At 67.2% G+C, this 17893-nt stretch carries 16 protein-coding genes; 13 read left to right on the top strand and 3 right to left on the bottom strand.

What is annotated here, in order from left to right; genetic code table 11:
* Positions 1-48 precede the first annotated feature (48 nt).
* The gene (locus AC1DZT_RS05920) at positions 49-612 is read left to right on the top strand and encodes a cupin domain-containing protein (protein WP_478005686.1); all 564 of its coding nucleotides are present in this window, start codon (positions 49-51) and stop codon (positions 610-612) included.
* A 63-nt stretch (positions 613-675) separates the two neighbouring features.
* On the opposite strand, the gene AC1DZT_RS05925 is transcribed toward AC1DZT_RS05920, so the two are convergent.
* Positions 676-1863 (bottom strand): glycosyltransferase family 2 protein, encoded by a 1188-nt coding sequence (locus AC1DZT_RS05925; RefSeq protein WP_478005687.1) that lies wholly within the window; start codon positions 1861-1863, stop codon positions 676-678.
* A 263-nt stretch (positions 1864-2126) separates the two neighbouring features.
* Between AC1DZT_RS05925 and AC1DZT_RS05930 the strand changes: the two genes are divergently transcribed.
* Genes AC1DZT_RS05930 through AC1DZT_RS05940 form a run of 3 tightly spaced genes read left to right on the top strand, consistent with a single transcriptional unit; the run spans position 2127 to position 6219 of the window.
* The gene (locus AC1DZT_RS05930) at positions 2127-4007 is read left to right on the top strand and encodes a hypothetical protein (protein WP_478005688.1); all 1881 of its coding nucleotides are present in this window, start codon (positions 2127-2129) and stop codon (positions 4005-4007) included.
* Positions 4007-5827 (top strand): hypothetical protein, encoded by a 1821-nt coding sequence (locus AC1DZT_RS05935; protein ID WP_478005689.1) that lies wholly within the window; start codon positions 4007-4009, stop codon positions 5825-5827. Before AC1DZT_RS05930 ends, AC1DZT_RS05935 begins: the two co-directional genes overlap by 1 nt.
* Positions 5824-6219, top strand: coding sequence for a GtrA family protein (locus AC1DZT_RS05940; RefSeq protein WP_478005690.1), 396 nt, complete (start codon positions 5824-5826; stop codon positions 6217-6219). Before AC1DZT_RS05935 ends, AC1DZT_RS05940 begins: the two co-directional genes overlap by 4 nt.
* A 10-nt stretch (positions 6220-6229) precedes the next feature.
* On the opposite strand, the gene AC1DZT_RS05945 is transcribed toward AC1DZT_RS05940, so the two are convergent.
* A complete protein-coding gene (locus AC1DZT_RS05945) occupies positions 6230-7033 on the bottom strand; it encodes an AraC family transcriptional regulator (RefSeq protein WP_478005691.1) in 804 nt (267 codons plus the stop codon).
* Between the two features lie 65 nt (positions 7034-7098).
* Between AC1DZT_RS05945 and AC1DZT_RS05950 the strand changes: the two genes are divergently transcribed.
* The gene (locus tag AC1DZT_RS05950; protein WP_478005692.1) at positions 7099-8490 is read left to right on the top strand and encodes an SLC13 family permease; all 1392 of its coding nucleotides are present in this window, start codon (positions 7099-7101) and stop codon (positions 8488-8490) included.
* A 184-nt stretch (positions 8491-8674) separates the two neighbouring features.
* Positions 8675-10462: an allophanate hydrolase gene (gene atzF / locus AC1DZT_RS05955; protein ID WP_478005693.1), complete on the top strand. Its 1788-nt coding sequence runs from the start codon at positions 8675-8677 to the stop codon at positions 10460-10462.
* Positions 10463-10507: 45 nt separating this feature from the next.
* On the opposite strand, the gene AC1DZT_RS05960 is transcribed toward atzF, so the two are convergent.
* Positions 10508-11410, bottom strand: coding sequence for a LysR family transcriptional regulator (locus AC1DZT_RS05960; RefSeq protein WP_478005694.1), 903 nt, complete (start codon positions 11408-11410; stop codon positions 10508-10510).
* A gap of 137 nt (positions 11411-11547) precedes the next feature.
* Between AC1DZT_RS05960 and AC1DZT_RS05965 the strand changes: the two genes are divergently transcribed.
* From AC1DZT_RS05965 to AC1DZT_RS05995, 7 genes are read left to right on the top strand one after another with little or no spacing between them, the layout of a single operon-like run.
* Positions 11548-12657: a BMP family ABC transporter substrate-binding protein gene (locus AC1DZT_RS05965; RefSeq protein ID WP_478005695.1), complete on the top strand. Its 1110-nt coding sequence runs from the start codon at positions 11548-11550 to the stop codon at positions 12655-12657.
* A gap of 10 nt (positions 12658-12667) precedes the next feature.
* Positions 12668-13762, top strand: a complete 1095-nt coding sequence (locus AC1DZT_RS05970; RefSeq protein WP_478005696.1) for an ABC transporter permease — start codon at positions 12668-12670, stop codon at positions 13760-13762.
* The gene (locus AC1DZT_RS05975; protein ID WP_478005697.1) at positions 13762-14685 is read left to right on the top strand and encodes an ABC transporter permease; all 924 of its coding nucleotides are present in this window, start codon (positions 13762-13764) and stop codon (positions 14683-14685) included. The genes AC1DZT_RS05970 and AC1DZT_RS05975 overlap by 1 nt, the downstream gene beginning before the upstream one ends.
* 7 nt (positions 14686-14692) lie before the next feature.
* Positions 14693-15370: a biuret amidohydrolase gene (gene biuH, locus AC1DZT_RS05980; RefSeq protein WP_478005698.1), complete on the top strand. Its 678-nt coding sequence runs from the start codon at positions 14693-14695 to the stop codon at positions 15368-15370.
* The gene (locus tag AC1DZT_RS05985) at positions 15367-16899 is read left to right on the top strand and encodes an ABC transporter ATP-binding protein (RefSeq protein WP_478005699.1); all 1533 of its coding nucleotides are present in this window, start codon (positions 15367-15369) and stop codon (positions 16897-16899) included. The genes biuH and AC1DZT_RS05985 overlap by 4 nt, the downstream gene beginning before the upstream one ends.
* Positions 16899-17567 (top strand): cysteine hydrolase family protein, encoded by a 669-nt coding sequence (locus tag AC1DZT_RS05990; RefSeq protein ID WP_478005700.1) that lies wholly within the window; start codon positions 16899-16901, stop codon positions 17565-17567. The genes AC1DZT_RS05985 and AC1DZT_RS05990 overlap by 1 nt, the downstream gene beginning before the upstream one ends.
* Positions 17560-17892, top strand: coding sequence for a cupin domain-containing protein (locus tag AC1DZT_RS05995; RefSeq protein ID WP_478005701.1), 333 nt, complete (start codon positions 17560-17562; stop codon positions 17890-17892). Before AC1DZT_RS05990 ends, AC1DZT_RS05995 begins: the two co-directional genes overlap by 8 nt.
* The last annotated feature ends 1 nt before the right edge of the window (position 17893 follow it).

A 17893-nucleotide genomic window follows, 5' to 3' on the forward strand; every position in this document is an offset into this window, starting at 1 on the left:
TCTGGGAATAAACTTGCCAAGGTTATTGTAATGGATCAGCTTGGGCGCATGGCAGAGACCAGTGAGATCCTTGGCGAACGCATCCGCGGCCTGCGCAAGAGGCGCGGGCTGACGCTGGCCGCCCTGGCGCAGGCGGCCGGGCTTTCGACCGGTTACATCAGCCAGCTGGAACGCAACCTCGCCTCGCCCTCGATCCCCGCTTTGGTCAATATCGCCAAGGCCTTGGGCGTCACCGTGCAATGGTTCTTCGCGGGCGAAGCCGTGGTGCCGGAAGACGAGCGCGGCTATGTCATCCGCCGCCACAACCGCCTGTCGCTGCAATATGACGGCGGCATCGTGGACGAACTCTTGACCCCGAAGCTGAGCCTTCAGGTCGAGATGATCCACACAAGGATGCCCCCCGGCACCGAAAGCGCGCAAAGCTACAGCCACGAGGGCGACGAGGTCGGCTTTGTCCTGCAGGGCCAGCTGGAGTTCTGGGTGGGCGAGCGGCACTTCCTCCTCCACGCCGGGGACAGCTGCAGCTTTTCCTCGCGCGAGCCGCACCGCTACCGCAACCCGGGGCCGGAAGAGGCGGTGATCCTTTGGGCAATCAGCCCGCCAAGCTTCTGAAACGGCAAAACAAAACTCGGTCCCCTTGCGGGAACCGGGCTGAAGATCGGCGGTGGGAAGGGCTCAGTTGACCTCGGGCACCTGGTAGCGGTTGGTCAGAAGCGAGGTTTCGACCCGCTGGTTCAGCATGCCCCAGAGGAAACCGGTGGTGATCGTCTGCACGCCGAGCGAGGCGCAGACCACCGCCAGCGAGGCCGGGCGCACGATCATCGCCGGGGAAAGGTCGCCGAAGCCCGCGGCGGACCATTGCAGGATCGCCGTCACGGTGGCGCCCAGACCGACCAGCAGGAAGGCACCGCCCAGCAGGCAGGCGCTGTCCACGCTGATCAGGCGCCGCAGCTTCTCGAAATCGGGGGAGGAGGGGAGGAGGTCGAAGCGCACGGCAAAGACCCTTGCCAGCGCATAGAAACAGACCATCTGGAACCCGGTCAGCACCAGGGCCGAGGCGAGGATCAGGGTCGCGATGTCGAAGGTCACGCCGCCGATGCGCAGTGGCCCGAACATGAGCCCCGTGAAGGCCGTGCCGCCCAGCGCCAGAAGCAGCATGCCGGGGTAGAAGAACAGCCAATAGGGCGCGAAGGTCAAAAGCAGCTTCAGATGCCGCCAGCCATCGCGCCAGCTGCGCAGATGCGGCGGACGCGAGCGGCCATCGGGGCTGAGCGTGGTCGGCACTTCGGCAATCTTCAGCCCCATCAGCGTGGCCTTGATCACCATCTCCGAGGCAAATTCCATGCCGGGCGAGTTCAGCTCCAGCCGCAGCGCGGCGGCACGGGAGAAGCCGCGCAGGCCGCAGTGGAAATCGCCGATCGGGGTGGCGTAAAGCACGCGGCCGATGGTCGAAAGCACCGGATTGCCGAGGTAGCGGTGCAGGGGCGGCATGGCGTTCTTGGCGATCCCGCCCTTGAAGCGGTTGCCCATCACCAGCTCGGCCCCGTCGCGCAGCACGGCGACAAAGCGGTCGAGCCGGGAGAAGTCATAGGAATCGTCGCTGTCGCCCATGATGATATAGGTGCCGCGGGCGTGGCGGATGCCGGCGATCAGCGCTGCGCCATAGCCGCGCTGCGGGGCGGTTACCACCCTTGCGCCCAGCCGCTCGGCTATCGCCTGGCTGCCGTCGGTCGAGCCATTGTCCGAGATCAGGATCTCGCCCTCCACCCCGCTGCGGTCCAGATAGGCGCGGGCCTTGACGATGCAGGCCTCGAGCGTTTCGGCCTCGTTCAGGCACGGCATCAGGATGGTCAGCTCGGTCATCACGAAATCCCCGAAGATGGCTGGGTTGGGTCATTGGCTTGCGCCTGTCTGACGCTCTTTTCGGCAGAGATTCGGGCATTTGCGTGACCTGCGGTCGGTCTTTTCTTGTCAGCGCGCAATCCGGGGGAGCGGCGTTCATTGTTTCCCAAGAGCCAAGGAATAGTCATAGATTCGCCCCGAATGCTGACTATCCCGCCGCTGGAGCATGGCCGACCGGCGTCCGGAAGAGGCGCGGCATGGCCCCAAGAGGACTGGAAGAGCAGATGTCTGATTCCCTGTTTCCGCCATTGTCGCAAAACCCCGCGGACCCAGCCCTTGCGACGCCGGAGGCAAGCCGGTCGGCGCAGGACCTTGCGACCCGGCTCTTCCCGCTGGTGCTGATCCTGGCGCTGATCGCCGCCGTGGCGCGCGCCCTCATGGCGCTGCCGCATATCTTCACCACGCTGATCGGCGGCGACAATGACGACATCATGCGCCTGATGCAGATCCGCGCCTGGCTGGCGGGTCAGGGCTGGTTCGACATGACGCAATACCGCGTCCTGCCGCCCGAGGGGATCTCGCTGCACTGGTCGCGCTACGTCGATCTGGGGATTTCGGCGATCCTCGTGCCGCTGTCCAAGGTCTTCCCCGCCACGCTGGCCGAGAATCTGACCCTGGTGATCTGGCCCACGCTGCTGCTGGTGCTGATGGTCCTTATCGCGGGCCATGGCACGCGGCGGCATCTGGGCGCCGGGGCCGCGCTGGCCGCGATGGCGAGCGTCGTGCAATGGGCGCCGATCGGGACGCTCTATTTCGGCCCGGCGAGGATCGACCACCACAATGTCCAGATGCTGACGACGACGATCATGGCCTATGCGATGATCGGTCAGGGTCGCGCGCTGGGCCGCGGGCTGGTTGCGGGGGCGGCGGCGGCCTTCTCGCTTGCCGTCGGGCTGGAGACGCTGCCGCTGATCCTGGTCGCCGGGGCGCTTCTGCTGTTGCGCGCCGCACTGGAGCAGGAGGAGGCCACCCCCCTTCTGATCGGCTTCTGCGTGGCACTCTTCGGGGCGGAACTGGTGCTGTTCTTCGGGCAGACCGGACCGCAGGAATGGCTGGTGCCGCGCTGCGACAAGCTGGCGACGCCCGTGCTGGCCCTGAGCGGGATTGCGGGCCTCGCCTGCCTGACCCCGCTGGCGCTGCGGCGCTGGCTGCCCGCGCCCTGGGCCCGGCTGGCCGTCTCGGCCGTGGTGGTCGGGCTTGGGGTCAAGCTCTGCGCCGGCCTGTTGCTCCCCTGCCTTGCCGGGCCCTATGGCAGCCTGCCGCTGGATGTGCAGAAGATCATCTCGACCCAGGTGCTCGAGGCGCTGCCCGGGCTGGTCTTCGCCGCGCAAAGCCCCTTTGGTTACAACAGCATCATGACCCCGGTCTTCGTCGCGGTCCTGCTGTCGGCGCTGTTCTGGACCCTGCGCCGCAACGCCCCCGCGGCCGAGAAGGCCGCCGTTGGCCAGATGCTGGTGCTGGGCGGTGTCGGTCTGATCGGCAGCTTCTACCAGATCCGGATGAACCTTCTCGCCGCCTGCGCCATGCCCTTCCTGACCGGCTATCTGCTGCGCTGCCTGTGGGAGAAGCGCGCCGCAGGACGCTCGGCGCTCTGGTCGCTCGCCCTGATCGGCGCGGCCCTGCTGACCGAGGTGGCGACCCCCCTGAACATTCCGGCCAAGGCGGTGGTCCACGCCCTGCTGCCGCCGGAGGAGGCGAACCGGCTGACCCAAAGCGGGCCGCAGACCGATTGCCGTGATCCGGTCAACCTCGCGGCGCTGGACATTCTGCCCAAGGCGCGGATCCTGACGCCGATGGATCTGACCGCCCCGATGGTCGCCACGACCCATCACGATGGTCTGGCCGCCCCCTATCACCGCAGCGCCGCGGCCTATGCCAATGGCATCATCCCCTTCCGCAGCGCCGCGGGCATGGTGGCCGCCCTGCGCAGCACCGGCGCCGATTATGTCGCCGTCTGCAGCGGCACCTCCCCCGGCCGCTCTGCCCCCGTGACCGCGCAACTGCTGCGCGGCGAGACTTTGCCCTATCTGCAGCCCGTGGCGGTGGCGGGAACGGCGCTGCGGGTGTTCAAGGTCCTGCCGGACGTGCTGGCGGTGCAACCGTGATGCGGCTGAACCAGAGGATCGTGATGCCCCTGGCCCTTGGCCTCGTGCTGGCCTTCCTGGCCCTGCGCGCCGTGATCGCCTTTCCGCGCATCTTCGCGACCCTCCTGAAGGGCGACAACGACGACACGATGCGCCTGATGGAGATCCGCGACTGGCTGGGCGGTCAGGGCTGGTTCGACATGATGCAGTACCGCATCCTCGGGCCGGAGGGGATCTCGATGCACTGGTCGCGCTATGTCGACCTCGGGATCTCGGCCATTCTGGTGCCCTTGTCGAAGGTCGTGCCGATGGACGTGGCAGAGCGGCTGACGCTGGTGATCTGGCCGACGCTTCTGCTGGCGCTGATGGTGATTCTGGTGGGGCTTGCGACACGGCGCATCCTCGGGCCGGGGGCTGCGGTGATGGCGATGGTCATGGCGGTGCTGTGGCAGCCGATGGGCACGCTGTTCTTCGGGCCGGGGCGGATCGACCACCACAATGTGCAGATGCTGACCACCGCGGTCATGGCCTTTGCCCTGATCGGGCGCGGCGACGCGCTGCGCCGCGGGCTTCTGGCCGGGGCGGCGGCGGCCTTCTCTCTGGCCGTGGGGCTGGAGACGTTGCCGCTGATCCTGGTGGCGGGGGCCATGCTCTTGGTCCGCTCTGCCTGTGCCTGCAGGGACGCCGATGGCGTGCTGACCGGGTTCTGCCTGGCGCTTGTCGGGGCAGAGGTCGTCCTCTTCCTTGGCCAGACCGGGCCGGGCGAATGGCTGGTGCCGCGCTGCGACGAGCTGGCCCCGCCGGTGCTGGCGCTGAGCGTGATCGCGGGCGCGGCCTGTCTTTTGCCCCTGGCGGCGCGGCGCTGGCTGCGCCATCCGGTTGCGCGACTGGCGGCCTCTGCCGCGATCACCGGGCTGGGGGTCGCCCTCTGCGCGCCGCTGCTGCTGCCCTGTCTGACCGGACCCTACGGCGCCCTGCCGGCCGAGGTGCGGGCCATGATGACCACCCAGATCACCGAGGCGCAGCCCGGCCTGGTCTTCGCCGGCCACAACCCCGCCACCTATAACCTGCTTCTGACCCCGGTCTTCGCCGTCATCGCCCTGACCACGCTGCTGCTCTGGTCGCGGCGCAAGGCCCGTGGCGGCGCCGGGGGCGAGGCGATCGCGGCGCAGGATTCGGCAGCGCTTCAGATGCTGGTGCTGGGCGCGGTCGGGTTTCTGGGCAGTTTCATCCAGATCCGGATGACCAACCTCACCGGCTGCGCCGTGCCGTTCCTGACCGGCTATGTCCTGCATGTCCTGTGGCAAAGGCGGGTGGCGCAGCCGGGGGCGCGGCGCTCGCTCGCCCTCGTGGCCGCCGCCCTGGTGCTGGAGGTGCCTGCAGTGGTCAGCCTGCCGGTCACGACGCTGATAAGGGCCGCGATGCCGCAAGCGATTTTGGCCGATGGCCGTGGCAAGGGCAACGATTGCCGCAATGCCGTTGACCTTGGCGCGCTGGATGTCCTGCCGCCGGCGCGCATCCTGACCACGCTGGGCCTTGGCGCGCCGCTGATCGCCACCACCCATCACATCGGCCTTGCCGCCCCCTATCACCGCAGTGCAGCGGCGATGTGGAACGGCGTCTTCCCCTTCCGCAGCGCCGAGAACATGTTGACGGCGATCCGCACCAGCAAGCCCGATTACGTCGCCGTCTGCGCCACCCTCGACCCGACCCGCCAGCCGGAATTTGCCGCAGCGCTGATGCGCGGCGATCCCCTGGCCTGGCTGCAGCCGGTTCCGGTGGCGGGCACCGCGCTCAAGGTCTACCGGGTGCTGCCCGAGGTCGTGGCGGTGCAGCCATGACGAGGATCAGCCCGCAACTCGCGACCTTCCTGCGCTTTCTGCTGGTCGGCGGCAGTTTCAGCCTTGGCTATTCGATGACCACCGCGGCGCTGATCCGCTTTGCCGGGACGCCGCCGTTCTGGACCTCGGTCCTCGTCTATATCGCCTCCATCCCGCTGGCCTATACCGCGCAGCGCCGCTTTGCCTTTCGCATCGACAAGCCGCGCCCCTCGGCCTTTGCCTCTTACGTCGCCACGCAGATCGGCTCGGTCTCGCTGGTCTCTGCGGTGACGACGCATTTCGTCAGCCACCAGTTCTTCCATGACACCTTGCTGCTTCTGGTCACCTCGGCCGTGGCGGCGGTGGTCAGCTTCCTCATCGGGCGTTTCGTGACCTTCGTGCCGCAAACTTAGGGCCGCAGACCTAAGGCCGCGGCTGCAGGAAGCTTTGCGGCGGGCAGCCGAACTGGTCGTGAAAGGCCGCGACAAAGGCGCTGACCGAGCGGTAGCCGAGGCCATAGGCGATCGTCGTGCTGCTTTGCCCAAGGTTCAGCCGCTCGATCGCGGCGAGGAGGCGCAGACGTGCCCGCCATTGCCGGAAGGTCAACCCGGTCTCGGCGCGGAACAGCCGCTCCAACGTGCGGGGGCTCGCGCCGGCAAAGGTGGCAAGCACGGCCAGACCACGCGGGTCGGCGGGGGCGCCGCCCAGATGCCGGGTCAGCCGCACCAGCCGCGGGTCCTGCCCACCGGGAAGCGACAGCGGCGCCGGTTCCAGCGCCGCGACCTCATCGAGGATCACCGCGCAGAGGTTCTGCAACCGCGCATCGAAGGCGCGGGTCATGTCCTGCGCCGCCAGCCGCAGGATCAGCTGCCGCATCAGCGGCGTCAGCAACAGGACCGCGCAGGCCTCCTGCCGCCGCGCCGGCAGGGCCGCGTCGAAGTAGAGGTTGCGGATCTGCGCCTCGGTTTCCGAGCTGACGGCGTGCCGCGTGTCGGCCGCGATCCAGACCGCATGGCTTGGCGGCACGATCCAGACGCTGCCGCCGCCGGTGACGCGCAAGACCCCCTCCGCCGCCCAGAGAAGCTGCGCCCGGGGGTGGCTGTGCGGGCGCACGGCGTCGCCCGGCCGGAAGAGGCGGCCATGCGCCAGGATCGGGCGGCTGGGGTCCTGGACAAAGCCGGTGCCGCTCGGGCCTTGATCTGTCGTGTCAGCGATATCCTCTGTCATGATACCTGTCTAACGCAGAAGCGCCCTTCCGGCTAGTCTGGCCCGGCACAGAAAAGGAGGCCGCAATGACCCACACCCGCAGTCTGATGATCAAACAGGCCTTCATGCTGATCCTTGTCCTGGTCGCCCTCGCCCTCGCATTGGTGACACCTGCGGGCCTGACGCCGGTTCAGGGCCGCATCCTCGGCGCGGTGCTGGTCACGCTGGGCTTCTGGGCGACCGGCGTGGTGCCGAATTACCTGGCGAGCCTGATCCTGTTCTCGGTCGCGCTGATCTTCGGACTTGCGCCCTCGGATCAGGTCTTTGCCGGCTTTGGCGCGGCGGCGGTCTGGCTGATCGTCTCGGGCTTCGTGATCGGCAGCGCCATCGCCCAGTCGGGGCTTGGCGCAAGGCTGGCCGGGGCGCTGGGGCCGCATCTGGGGGGCAGCTATCCCGGCCTGATCGTCGGGCTGACGGGGGTGGCGATGCTTCTGGGCTTCGTCATGCCCTCCTCGGTCGGGCGGGCGGTGGTGATGATCCCGATCGGCATGGCGCTGGCCGACCGCGCCGGCTTTGGCCCCGGGTCGCGCGGGCGCAGCGGGATTGCGGTGGCGCTGACGCTGGCCTGCAACGTGCCGAGCTTTGCCATCCTGACCGCCAATATCCCCAACATGGTGCTGACCGGCGCGGCCGAGACGATCGGCCATGTCCGCCTTGGCTATACCGAATATCTGGCCCTGCATTACCCGATCCTCGGGCTGGTGAAATCGGCCCTGACTGTCTGGCTGATCCTGCGGCTGTTCCCGGCCAAAGTGGCGACGCCGGTTCATGTGGCCGCAGCGGCCGCCGCCGCGCCGAGCGGGGCCGAGCTGCGGGTCATGGTCACCCTTCTGATCACGCTGGGATTCTGGATCACCGACCACTTCCACGGCATCAACCCGGCCTGGATCGGCATCGCCGCCGCCACCGTCCTGCTGAGCCCGCGTCTGGGCGTGGTCAGCCCTGCGGCCTTCAAGGCCTCGGTCGATTTCGGGCTCTTGCTCTTCGTGGTCGGCGCCCTGACGCTGGGGACGCTGGTCAATGCTTCGGGCCTCGGCGCGCTGCTGGGGCATCTCTTGGAGTCGGTGCTGCCGCTGCAGCCGGGGCGCGATTTCGTCAACTTCGTCTCGCTGTCGGGGATGGCCATGGTCACCGGGCTTTTCACCACGGCGCCGAGCGTGCCCTCGGTCCTGACCCCGCTGGCGCAGGAGCTGGCGGATCTGACCGGCTTCAGCCTGCCCGCCCTTCTGATGACCCAGGTGATCGGCTTTTCGACCGTCTTCTTCCCCTACCAGATCGCGCCCCTGGTCGTGGCAATGCAGCTCTCGGGCGAGAAGCTCTCGCATCTTCTGCGGGTCATCCTGCCGCTGGCCGCGCTGACGATTCTGGGGCTTTTGCCGCTGGATTACCTGTGGTGGCGGCTCCTTGGCTGGATCTGAGGCAGAAGGGCCGTTCACCGCCTGATTTTCACTCATCTTCGCCTGTTTTTTGTGCGACAGAAGAACAAAAGAGGCCAAGTCGCCGTGCGGTCCGACAGAAGGCTTGCGCAAGGGGCTTGGGCAAGCGTGGCCTCGCGGGGACCCGGGCCTGCCCGGACCTCGATTGCCGCTGAAGGAGCCCGTCATGCTGCCCGCCATTCTGACCCTGCCCGCCCTGCAAGCCGCCTATGCCAGCGGCATGACCCCGCTGGAGGTGATCGAGGAGGTCATCACCCGCCGCGCCGCCCTGGCCGACAAGGCGGTTTTCATCACCGCCACCCCGGACGAGGCCCTGCGCGCGGCCGCCCGTGCCGTGATGGCAGCGGGGGCGGAAGGCAAGCCGCTTTACGGTATCCCCTTTGCGGTGAAGGATAATATCGACGTGGCGGGCCTGCCCACCACCGCTGCCTGCCCGGCTTTTGAATATGCTCCGGCGGAAGATGCCGTGACCGTGGCCCGGCTGCGCGCGGCGGGGGCGATCGTGATCGGCAAGACCAACCTCGACCAGTTCGCCACCGGGCTGAACGGCTCGCGCTCGCCCTATGGCGCGCCGCGCTCGGTCTTCGATGCCGACTATGTCTCGGGCGGATCGTCGAGCGGGTCGGCGGTGGCGGTGGCCTCTGGCCTCGCGGTCTTTGCACTGGGCACCGATACGGCGGGGTCAGGCCGGGTTCCGGCGATGTTCAACAACCTCGTCGGCATCAAGCCGACACCCGGCCTCGTGCCCAACACCGGGGTCGTCCCCGCCTGCCGCAGCGTCGATGTGGTGACCGTCTTTGCCGGATCGGTCGCGGATGGCGTGGCGATCCGCCGGGTGATGGACGGGTTCGACGGCGGCGATCCCTTCTCGCGCCGGGCCGTTCCGGTCGGCCTGCCGCCCAAGCCGCGCATCGGCGTGCTGGCGGGGGCCGAGCGCGAGTTCTACGGCAATGCCGAGGTCGAGGCCCTGTATGACGCCGCCATCGCCCGCGCCGAAAGCCTGGGTGCCACCATCGTCCCCTTCGACTACGCCCCCTTCCGCGAGGTGGCGGCGCTGCTCTACGACGGCCCCTGGGTGGCCGAACGTCTGGCCGCGGTGGAGGATTTCTTCGCCTCCAACGCGGACGACTTCGACCCGACCGTGCGCAAGATCATTGCCGGCGCCCTGCCCAAGACGGCGGTGGAGGCGTTCAAGGGCCGCTACCGGCTGGAGGCTTTGCGCCAGATCGTCGCCCCCACCTGGGATTCGGTGGATATGCTGATGCTGCCGACCTCGCCCACCACCTACACGGTCGCCGACATGCTGGCCGATCCGGTGACGAAGAACAGCCATTTCGGCCGCTATACCAATTTCGCCAACCTTCTGGGCTATGCCGCCATCGCAGTGCCGGGGGGCTTTGGCCCTTCGGGCCTGCCGGCCGGGGTGACGCTGGTCGGGCCGGGCTTCAGCGATGACGCTTTGGCGCCCTTTGCCGGGGCGATGCATGCCGCCGCCGCCTCTGGCATGGGCAAGGACAAGACGGCCGCCATCCCTGCCGCGCCGGAGGTGACCATCCCCGAAGGCTTCATCCCGATCTGCGTGGTTGGGGCGCATCTGACCGGCATGCCGCTCAACCCCGAACTGACCGGGCCGGGCGGCTTTCTTTTGGGCGAGGCGAAGACCGCCCCCGGCTATCGGCTTTACGCCCTGGCCGGCACCGTGCCGCCGAAACCCGGCATGGCATTTGACCCCGCCTTCACCGGCCCCGGCCTGATTGTCGAGGTCTGGGCCCTGCCCGCCGCCGCCTTCGGCGCCTTTGTCGCCCGCATCCCGGCGCCCCTCGGTATCGGCAAGGTGGCGCTGGAGGATGGAAGCCAGATCTCGGGCTTTCTCTGCGAGGCGCATGCCCTGCAGGGCGCGACCGAGATCACGCAATACGGCGGCTGGCGCGCCTTCCGCGCCGCGCAAGCCTGACGTCGCGTGTCGGGCAAAACCGGTTCCCACCTGTGCCCGACACGCTCAATCATAGCGCGCGTCCAGCGCCTTGCCGATCTGCGCTGCAAATTTCGCAGCGGCGACCGGCAGGGTGCGCCCGCGCAGCTGACACAGGTAAAGCCGCCCCTCGGGCACATCCCGCGTGTCGACCGGGCGAAAGACCGAGCCTTCGCTGTCGGCGGCAGAGGGCAGGCCGATCGGGATCTGAAAGCTGATGAGATTCTCCTGCACCGGATAGCGGCGCAGAAATTCGAAATGGTCGGCATCCAGCACGACCCGCAAGCCGATCGAGGATTTGATCAGCGCGAGGTCGATCAGGTGCCGCACGCCATATTGCGCCGTGGGCAGGCCGATCGGATAGCCGGCACAATCGCGCAGCCGCAAGGTCTCGAGCGCGGCCAGGGGGTGCTCTGCCCCCATCACCGCATGGATGGTCTGCCGGGCCGAGCCGAGGATCTGCACCTCAGACAGGCGGACCGGTTCGAAGATCAGCGCGATGTCGGCGTCATGGTTGACCAGCGCCGCCTCGGCCGCCTCGCGGTCGCGGACCCGGACCGAGAAGGTCACGCCGGGATGGTCGCGCCGGTAAGCGCCGATCTGTTCGGGCAGGAAGAAGGGCAGAAAGGCCTGCGAGCAGGCGATGTTCACATGACCGCGCCTTTCGCCCGCAAGATCGGCGATCTGGCTTTTGAGCTTCTCCAGCTCCGCCGCCTGGGTGCGCAGGTGGTGGATCAGCAGTTCGCCCGCCGTGGAAAGCCGCACCCCGCGCGGCAGGCGTTCGAAGATCGGCACGCCCATCTCATCCTCCAGCGCCAGAACGCGGCGGTTCAGCGCGGTCGAGGTCAGGGCCATGCCCTCGGCCGCCTTGCGGATCGACCCGGCGCGGGCCACGGCGTCGATGAATTGCAGCGGGGTCAATTGGCGCATGGAACCTCCAGTGCTGCAAAGATTGCAGCAGATCGGTGCAAAGGTAGCAGACGACAGCAGCAGTTCAAAGCGTAACACTTGCGTTAACGAGTCGATGCCGCATCGCAGCACGACCTAACCCTGACATGGAGATGCCAATGACCCTTTCTCGCCGTCGCTTTCTGAATGGCGCTGCAGCACTTTCGGGCGCCGCTCTGACCTCGGGCCTGCCCTTCATGGCAAGGGCGGCCACGCCCCTGACCATCGGCTTCATCTATGTCGGCGCCAAGGACGACTTCGGTTACAACCAGGCCCATGCCGAGGGTGCTGCCGCCGTCAAGGCGATGGAAGGCGTGACCGTCGTCGAGGAAGAAAACGTGCCCGAAACCATCGACGTGCAGAAGACGATGGAATCGATGATCAACCTCGATGGCGCCAGCCTCCTGTTCCCCACCTCCTTCGGCTATTTCGACCCCCATGTGCTGACCGTCGCGCCGAAATACCCCGAGGTGCGGTTCGAACATGCGGCGGGCTTGTGGAAAGAGGGTCTGCCCACCAATGTCGGCAGCTATTTCGGCTATATCGGCATGGGGCAATATCTGAACGGCATCGTCGCCGGGCATATGACCAAGTCGAAGAAGATCGGCTTCGTCGCGGCCAAGCCGATCCCGCAGGTTCTGCTCAACATCAACTCCTTCCTGCTGGGGGCCCGCGCGGTGGACCCAACGATCACCTGCCAGGTGATCTTCACCGGCGAATGGTCGCTGGCCGTCAAGGAGGCCGAGGCGACCAATGCGCTGTGTGATGCCGGTTGCGATGTGATCACCTGCCACGTCGATGGCCCGAAGGTCACCATCCAGACCGCCGCCGGGCGCGGCGCCTATGTCTGCGGCTATCACGCCAACCAGTCCGCCCTCGCCCCCGACAAATACCTGACCGGGGCCGAGTGGAACTGGGCCGGGGTCTATACCGGCATGGTCAAATCCGTGATGGCGGGCGAGACGCTGCCCAACTTCATGCGCGGCGGGCTGACCGACGGCTATATCAAGATGTCCCCCCTCGGTCCCGCTGTGACGCCGGAAGCCAAGGCGCAGTTCGACGCCACGATGGCCGAGATCATGAAAGGCGGCTTCGCCGTGATCAAGGGGCCGCTGAAGGACAACAAGGGCAACGTGATCCTGAAGGACGGCGAGAAGCAGGTGGAAACCGATATCGCCCTCGAAAGCATGAACTATCTGGTTGAAGGCGTAGTCGGGTCCACCTCGTAAGGAGACGGAAATGGCAGATCAGGCGATCATCGGCAGCACGGGGGCCAGCTGGCTTCCGGGGCTGGCGCGGAAGTCCGAGGCTGTGGTGATTCCGCTGGCCGCCTTGGCCCTGGGCTTGGCCCTCTTCGGGATATTCCTGCTCACGCAGGGCAAATCGCCGATCGAGTTCATGGCGATCGTCTGGAAGGGGGCCTATGGCTCGGCCTTCTCGTTGCAGAACACGCTGTCGCGGGCGGCGCCATTGCTCTTGTCCGCGCTCTGCGTGGCGCTTCCGGCCCGGCTCGGGCTGGTGGTGATCGGGGGAGAGGGCGCCATCGTGCTGGGCGGCGTGGCCGTCGGCGCGCTTGGGCCGCTTCTGGCCGGGGTGGCGCCGGTGATCGCCCTGCCGCTGATGGCGCTGGTCGCCATGGCGATCGGCGGCATCTGGATCGGCGCGGCGGGGGCCTTGCGGTTTTACCGTGGGGTGAACGAGACGATTTCCTCGCTTCTCCTAGCCTATATCGCCATCGCCTTGATGAACCATCTGGTCGAAGGCCCGTTCCGTGACCCGGCGTCCTTGAACAAACCCTCCACCCTGCCGCTCGCCGACAGCCTGCGCGTCGGCAACCTGCCGGGGATGGAGGTGCATTGGGGCCTCGCCTTCGGGCTGCTGGCCTGCGTGATCTCCTGGGCCTTGATCGACAAGACGACCTGGGGCTTTGCGGCAAGGATCGCCGGCGGCAATGTCAAGGCGGCGCAGGTGCAGGGCCTGCCGGTGGGCAAGTTGATCCTTGGCTTCACCGCGCTGGCCGGGGCCTTCGCAGGTCTGGCCGGGTTCTTCGAGGTGACGGCGGTCTTTGGCTCGGCCAATGCCTCGCTCGCGGCGGGCTATGGCTATACCGGCATTCTGATCGCCTTTCTGGCCCGGCATAACCCGCTCGCCATCATCCCGGTGGCCCTGCTGCTGGCCGGTTTCGACGCGGCCTCTGGACTGATCCAGCGGCGGATGGATCTGCCGGATGCCACGATCATCGTCCTGCAAGGCTTTGTTTTCCTTGTGATCCTGATCTCTGACACGGCCTACGGACGCTTCAAGCTGTTCGCGCCGGAACGGTGGAGCGCCTGATGGAACATGACATCGGCCTGTGGGGCATTCCGATTGCCATTCTCGGCGGCGCGATCCGGGTTTCGACCCCCTTCCTGTTCGTGAGCCTGGGCGAGGTGCTGACCGAACGCTCCGGCCGCATCAACCTTGGGCTGGAGGGTACCTTGGTTTTCGGCGCCATGGCGGGCTATGCGACCGCCGTGGTCACCGGAAGCGCCTGGGCGGGCGTCCTGGTCGCGGCCTTTGCTGGCGCGATCTTCGGGCTGGTGCATGGGATGATCTGCTCGCTCCCCAAGGTCAACGACATCGCCATCGGCATCGCGATGATGCTCTTTGGCACCGGCATCGCCTTCTACTTCGGCAAACCCTATATTCAGCCGGTCGCCCCGCATCTGCCGGCGATCCCCTTGGGCTTCTGGTCCGACCTGCCGCAGTTGCAGGCGGCCTTGCAGATCAATGTTCTGTTCGTCGTGGGCCTCGCGCTGGCGCTTGGCATGGCCTGGATGTTCCGCAGCACCAAGGTCGGGCTGATCCTGCGTGTCGTGGGCGACAGCACCGATGCCGCCCGGGCGATGGGCCTCCGGCCGAACGTCATCCGCACCCTCGCCACCGCGGCAGGGGGCGCTTTTGCCGGGATCGGCGGGGCCTTCCTGTCGCTTTACTACCCCGGCAGCTGGAACGAGGGGCTCTCCTCGGGCCAGGGCCTGATGGCGGTGGCGCTGGTGATCTTCGCCCGCTGGAACCCGATCGCCTGCTTTGGCGCGGCGCTGCTGTTTGGCGGGGCGGGGGCGCTTGGCCCGGCGCTGCAATCGGTCGGCGTCTCCTCGGGCTATTACCTCTTCTATGCCGCCCCTTACGTCCTGACCCTTGGCGTGCTGATCGCCACCTCCTCGCGGACCCATGCCATGGCGGGTGCCCCGGGCGAGCTTTCCATCACCAAGTGAGGCCCTCATGTCCACCATCCCTTCGACCCCCTATGCCTGGCCCTGGAACGGCGATCTGCGGCCTGAGAACACCGCGCTGATCATCATCGACATGCAGACCGATTTCTGCGGCAAGGGCGGCTATGTCGACATGATGGGCTATGACCTGTCGATGACCCAGGCGCCGATCGGCCCGATCAAGGCGCTGCTCGCCGCGATGCGGGAGAAGGGCTACATGATCATCCACACCCGTGAGGGCCACCGCCCCGACCTCGCCGACCTGCCGCCCAACAAGCGCTGGCGCAGCCAGCAGATCGGCGCCGGCATCGGTGACGCCGGCCCCTGCGGCAAGATCCTGATCCGGGGCGAGCCGGGCTGGGACATCATCCCCGAGCTTTACCCCCTGCCCGGCGAAGTGATCATCGACAAGCCCGGCAAGGGCAGCTTCTGCGCCACCGACCTGGAGCTGATCCTGCGCACCAAGGGCATCCAGAACCTGATCCTGACCGGCATCACCACCGATGTCTGCGTCTCCACCACCATGCGCGAGGCCAATGACCGCGGCTTTGAATGCCTGATCGTCTCGGATTGCTGCGGCGCCACCGATGCGGGCAACCATGCGGCGGCGCTGAAGATGGTCACCATGCAGGGCGGTGTCTTTGGCGCGGTCAGCGACAGCGCCGCCCTGATCGCGGGGCTGGCATGAGTGTCATTGGCGCGGACCCCGTCCTCCCCGGCGCGCTGGAGGTTTCGACCCTTGGCATGACCATGCGCTTCGGCGGTTTCACGGCGCTGGAGGATGTCTCGATCCACATCGCCCCCGGCAGCTTTCATGCCCTGCTGGGCGAGAATGGCGCCGGAAAATCCACCCTCGTCAAGTGCATGATGGGGTTTTACCACGCCACATCGGGCCAGATGATCGTCGGCGGGAAAGAGGCGCAGATCGCCGACCCGCGCGATGCCCATGCGATGGGTCTGGGCATGGTCTACCAGCATTTCACCCTCGTCCCCTCGCTGACCGCGGCCGAGAATCTGGTGATCAGCCGCCGCGACACGCCCGCCGTGATCGACTGGGCCAAGGAAAGCCGCGACCTCGCCGCCTTCATGGCCGCGATGCCCTTCAAGGTGCCGCTCGATCAACCGATCTCCCGACTGGCGGCCGGGGAGAAGCAGAAGCTTGAAATCCTCAAGCAGCTTTACCTTGGTCGCCGCTTTCTTATCCTGGACGAGCCGACCTCGGTGCTGACCCCGGATGAGGCGGATGAGGTCTTGGGCCATGTTCGCGCCCTCTGCACGGCAGGCGAGATTTCGGTGCTGATGATCACCCACAAGTTCCGCGAAGTGACCGCCTTTGCCGATGAGGTCTCGGTGCTGCGGCGGGGCAGGCTGGTCGGCAAGGGCAAGGTCGCGGACCTCAGCCATGCTGACATGGCCGCCATGATGATCGGCACCTCCGCCGCCCGCACCCCCTTGCCGCGCAAGGGCGAGGCCGGGGCCGAGGTTCTGACGGTCAAGGGCGTCACCGCGCGGGATAGGTCGGGCCTGAAAGAGATCTCCATCGCCGATCTGACGGTCAAATCCGGCGAGATCGTCGGCATCGCGGGCATCTCGGGCAATGGCCAGATGGAGCTGATGGAGGTTCTGACCGGCCAGCGCCCCTCCTCCGGTGATATCCGCGTGAACGGCCAGCCCTATCACGCGACACGGCCCGAGGCGCAGGCGCTCGCCGTCCGCTATCTGCCCGAAGAACCCCTGCGCAACGCCTGCGCCGGCAAGATGAGCGTGACCGAAAACATCGCCTTCCGCAGCTTTGACCTCAAAGGGGCGGCAAACCGCTTCTGGCTGTCGGGCGCGCAGATGCGCGATCAGGCGGCGAAGCTCGTCGATGCTTTCAAGGTCAAGACCGCCTCGCTCGACACCCCTATCGCCGCGCTTTCGGGCGGCAATGTGCAGCGCGCGGTTCTGGCACGGGAACTGACGGGAGAGGTCAAGTTGCTGGTCGTCTCCAACCCCTGTTTTGGTCTCGATTTCGCCGCCGTGGCCGAGATTCGCGCCCGCATCATGACCGCGCGCAACGCCGGTGCCGCCGTCCTTCTGATGAGTGAGGATCTGGATGAGGTGATGGAGCTGTCCGACCGCATTCTGGTGATGTCCGAAGGCCGCATCACCTTCGAGACCCCGGCCGCGGCGGCAGATCTTGCCACCATCGGCCACCATATGGGAGGCCACGCCTGATGGCAGAGATCGCGGGCGCCCTGCCCTTCCCCTTCGCCTTCGACCCTGCGACCACGGCGCTGATCGTCATCGACATGCAGCGCGACTTCATGGAACCGGGCGGATTTGGCGAGACTTTGGGCAATGATGTCAGCCTGTTGCGGGCGCTGATCCCCGCGGCCTCGGCCCTGATGGCCGGATGCCGCGCCGCCGGCATCCCGGTAATCCACACCCGCGAATGCCACGCGCCCGACCTGTCGGACTGCCCGCCACTGAAACGCCTGCGCGGCAACCCCTCCTTGCGGATCGGCGACGCGGGCCCGATGGGCCGCATCCTGATTGCGGGGGAGCCCGGCGCGGGCATCATCCCCGAACTCGCCCCCCTGCCCGGCGAGATCGTCATCGACAAGCCCGGCAAGGGCGCCTTCTACGCCACCTCGCTGACCGATGACCTCGCCCGCCTCGGCACCACGACCCTGCTGTTTGCGGGTGTGACCACCGAGGTCTGCGTGCAAACCACGATGCGCGAGGCCAATGACCGCGGCTTTGCCTGTCTTCTGGTCGAGGATGCGACGGAAAGCTATTTCCCCGCCTTCAAGGCCGCCACACTTGAGATGATCCGTGCGCAGGGGGCCATCGTCGGCTGGACCGCCCCCACCGCATCGGTGCTGGAGGCGCTTGGTGTCTGACCCCTTCTCCCTTTCGGGCTTTCTGCCGGAAACCTGGCGCGATGCCGTCTATGAGCCCTTTCGCGAGGGCGTCGAAATCTCGCCGATCCTGACCGGCGAGCCTGCCGTGGCCCTGCTGCGCTATGCCCCCGGCGCAGGGGTGCCACGGCATCTTCACCGCGGATTGGAGACGATCCTCGTGCTGGAAGGCAGCCAGAGCGACGAACGCGGCACCTATCCGACCGGCTCGCTGGTCCTCAACCCCGAAGGCAGCGTGCATTCGGTCTGGTCCGAGGATGGCTGCGTCGTCCTGATCCAGTGGAACCGGCAGGTGGAGTTCGTCTGAC

It is taken from the genome of Rhodobacter sp. P1_C2, from assembly GCF_056406375.1.

What these genes read in the sequence shown, in the direction of transcription:
- AC1DZT_RS05960 (WP_478005694.1), bottom strand. Translation starts at nt 11,410, where the DNA reads ATGCGCCAATTGACCCCGCTGCAATTCATCGACGCCGTGGCCCGCGCC.
- AC1DZT_RS05945 (WP_478005691.1), bottom strand. Translation starts at nt 7,033, where the DNA reads ATGACAGAGGATATCGCTGACACGACAGATCAAGGCCCGAGCGGCACC.
- AC1DZT_RS05990 (WP_478005700.1), top strand. Translation starts at nt 16,899, where the DNA reads ATGGCAGAGATCGCGGGCGCCCTGCCCTTCCCCTTCGCCTTCGACCCT.
- AC1DZT_RS05925 (WP_478005687.1), bottom strand. Translation starts at nt 1,863, where the DNA reads ATGACCGAGCTGACCATCCTGATGCCGTGCCTGAACGAGGCCGAAACG.
- AC1DZT_RS05940 (WP_478005690.1), top strand. Translation starts at nt 5,824, where the DNA reads ATGACGAGGATCAGCCCGCAACTCGCGACCTTCCTGCGCTTTCTGCTG.
- AC1DZT_RS05965 (WP_478005695.1), top strand. Translation starts at nt 11,548, where the DNA reads ATGACCCTTTCTCGCCGTCGCTTTCTGAATGGCGCTGCAGCACTTTCG.
- AC1DZT_RS05950 (WP_478005692.1), top strand. Translation starts at nt 7,099, where the DNA reads ATGACCCACACCCGCAGTCTGATGATCAAACAGGCCTTCATGCTGATC.
- atzF (WP_478005693.1), top strand. Translation starts at nt 8,675, where the DNA reads ATGCTGCCCGCCATTCTGACCCTGCCCGCCCTGCAAGCCGCCTATGCC.
- AC1DZT_RS05930 (WP_478005688.1), top strand. Translation starts at nt 2,127, where the DNA reads ATGTCTGATTCCCTGTTTCCGCCATTGTCGCAAAACCCCGCGGACCCA.
- biuH (WP_478005698.1), top strand. Translation starts at nt 14,693, where the DNA reads ATGTCCACCATCCCTTCGACCCCCTATGCCTGGCCCTGGAACGGCGAT.
- AC1DZT_RS05975 (WP_478005697.1), top strand. Translation starts at nt 13,762, where the DNA reads ATGGAACATGACATCGGCCTGTGGGGCATTCCGATTGCCATTCTCGGC.
- AC1DZT_RS05985 (WP_478005699.1), top strand. Translation starts at nt 15,367, where the DNA reads ATGAGTGTCATTGGCGCGGACCCCGTCCTCCCCGGCGCGCTGGAGGTT.
- AC1DZT_RS05970 (WP_478005696.1), top strand. Translation starts at nt 12,668, where the DNA reads ATGGCAGATCAGGCGATCATCGGCAGCACGGGGGCCAGCTGGCTTCCG.
- AC1DZT_RS05920 (WP_478005686.1), top strand. Translation starts at nt 49, where the DNA reads ATGGCAGAGACCAGTGAGATCCTTGGCGAACGCATCCGCGGCCTGCGC.
- AC1DZT_RS05935 (WP_478005689.1), top strand. Translation starts at nt 4,007, where the DNA reads ATGCGGCTGAACCAGAGGATCGTGATGCCCCTGGCCCTTGGCCTCGTG.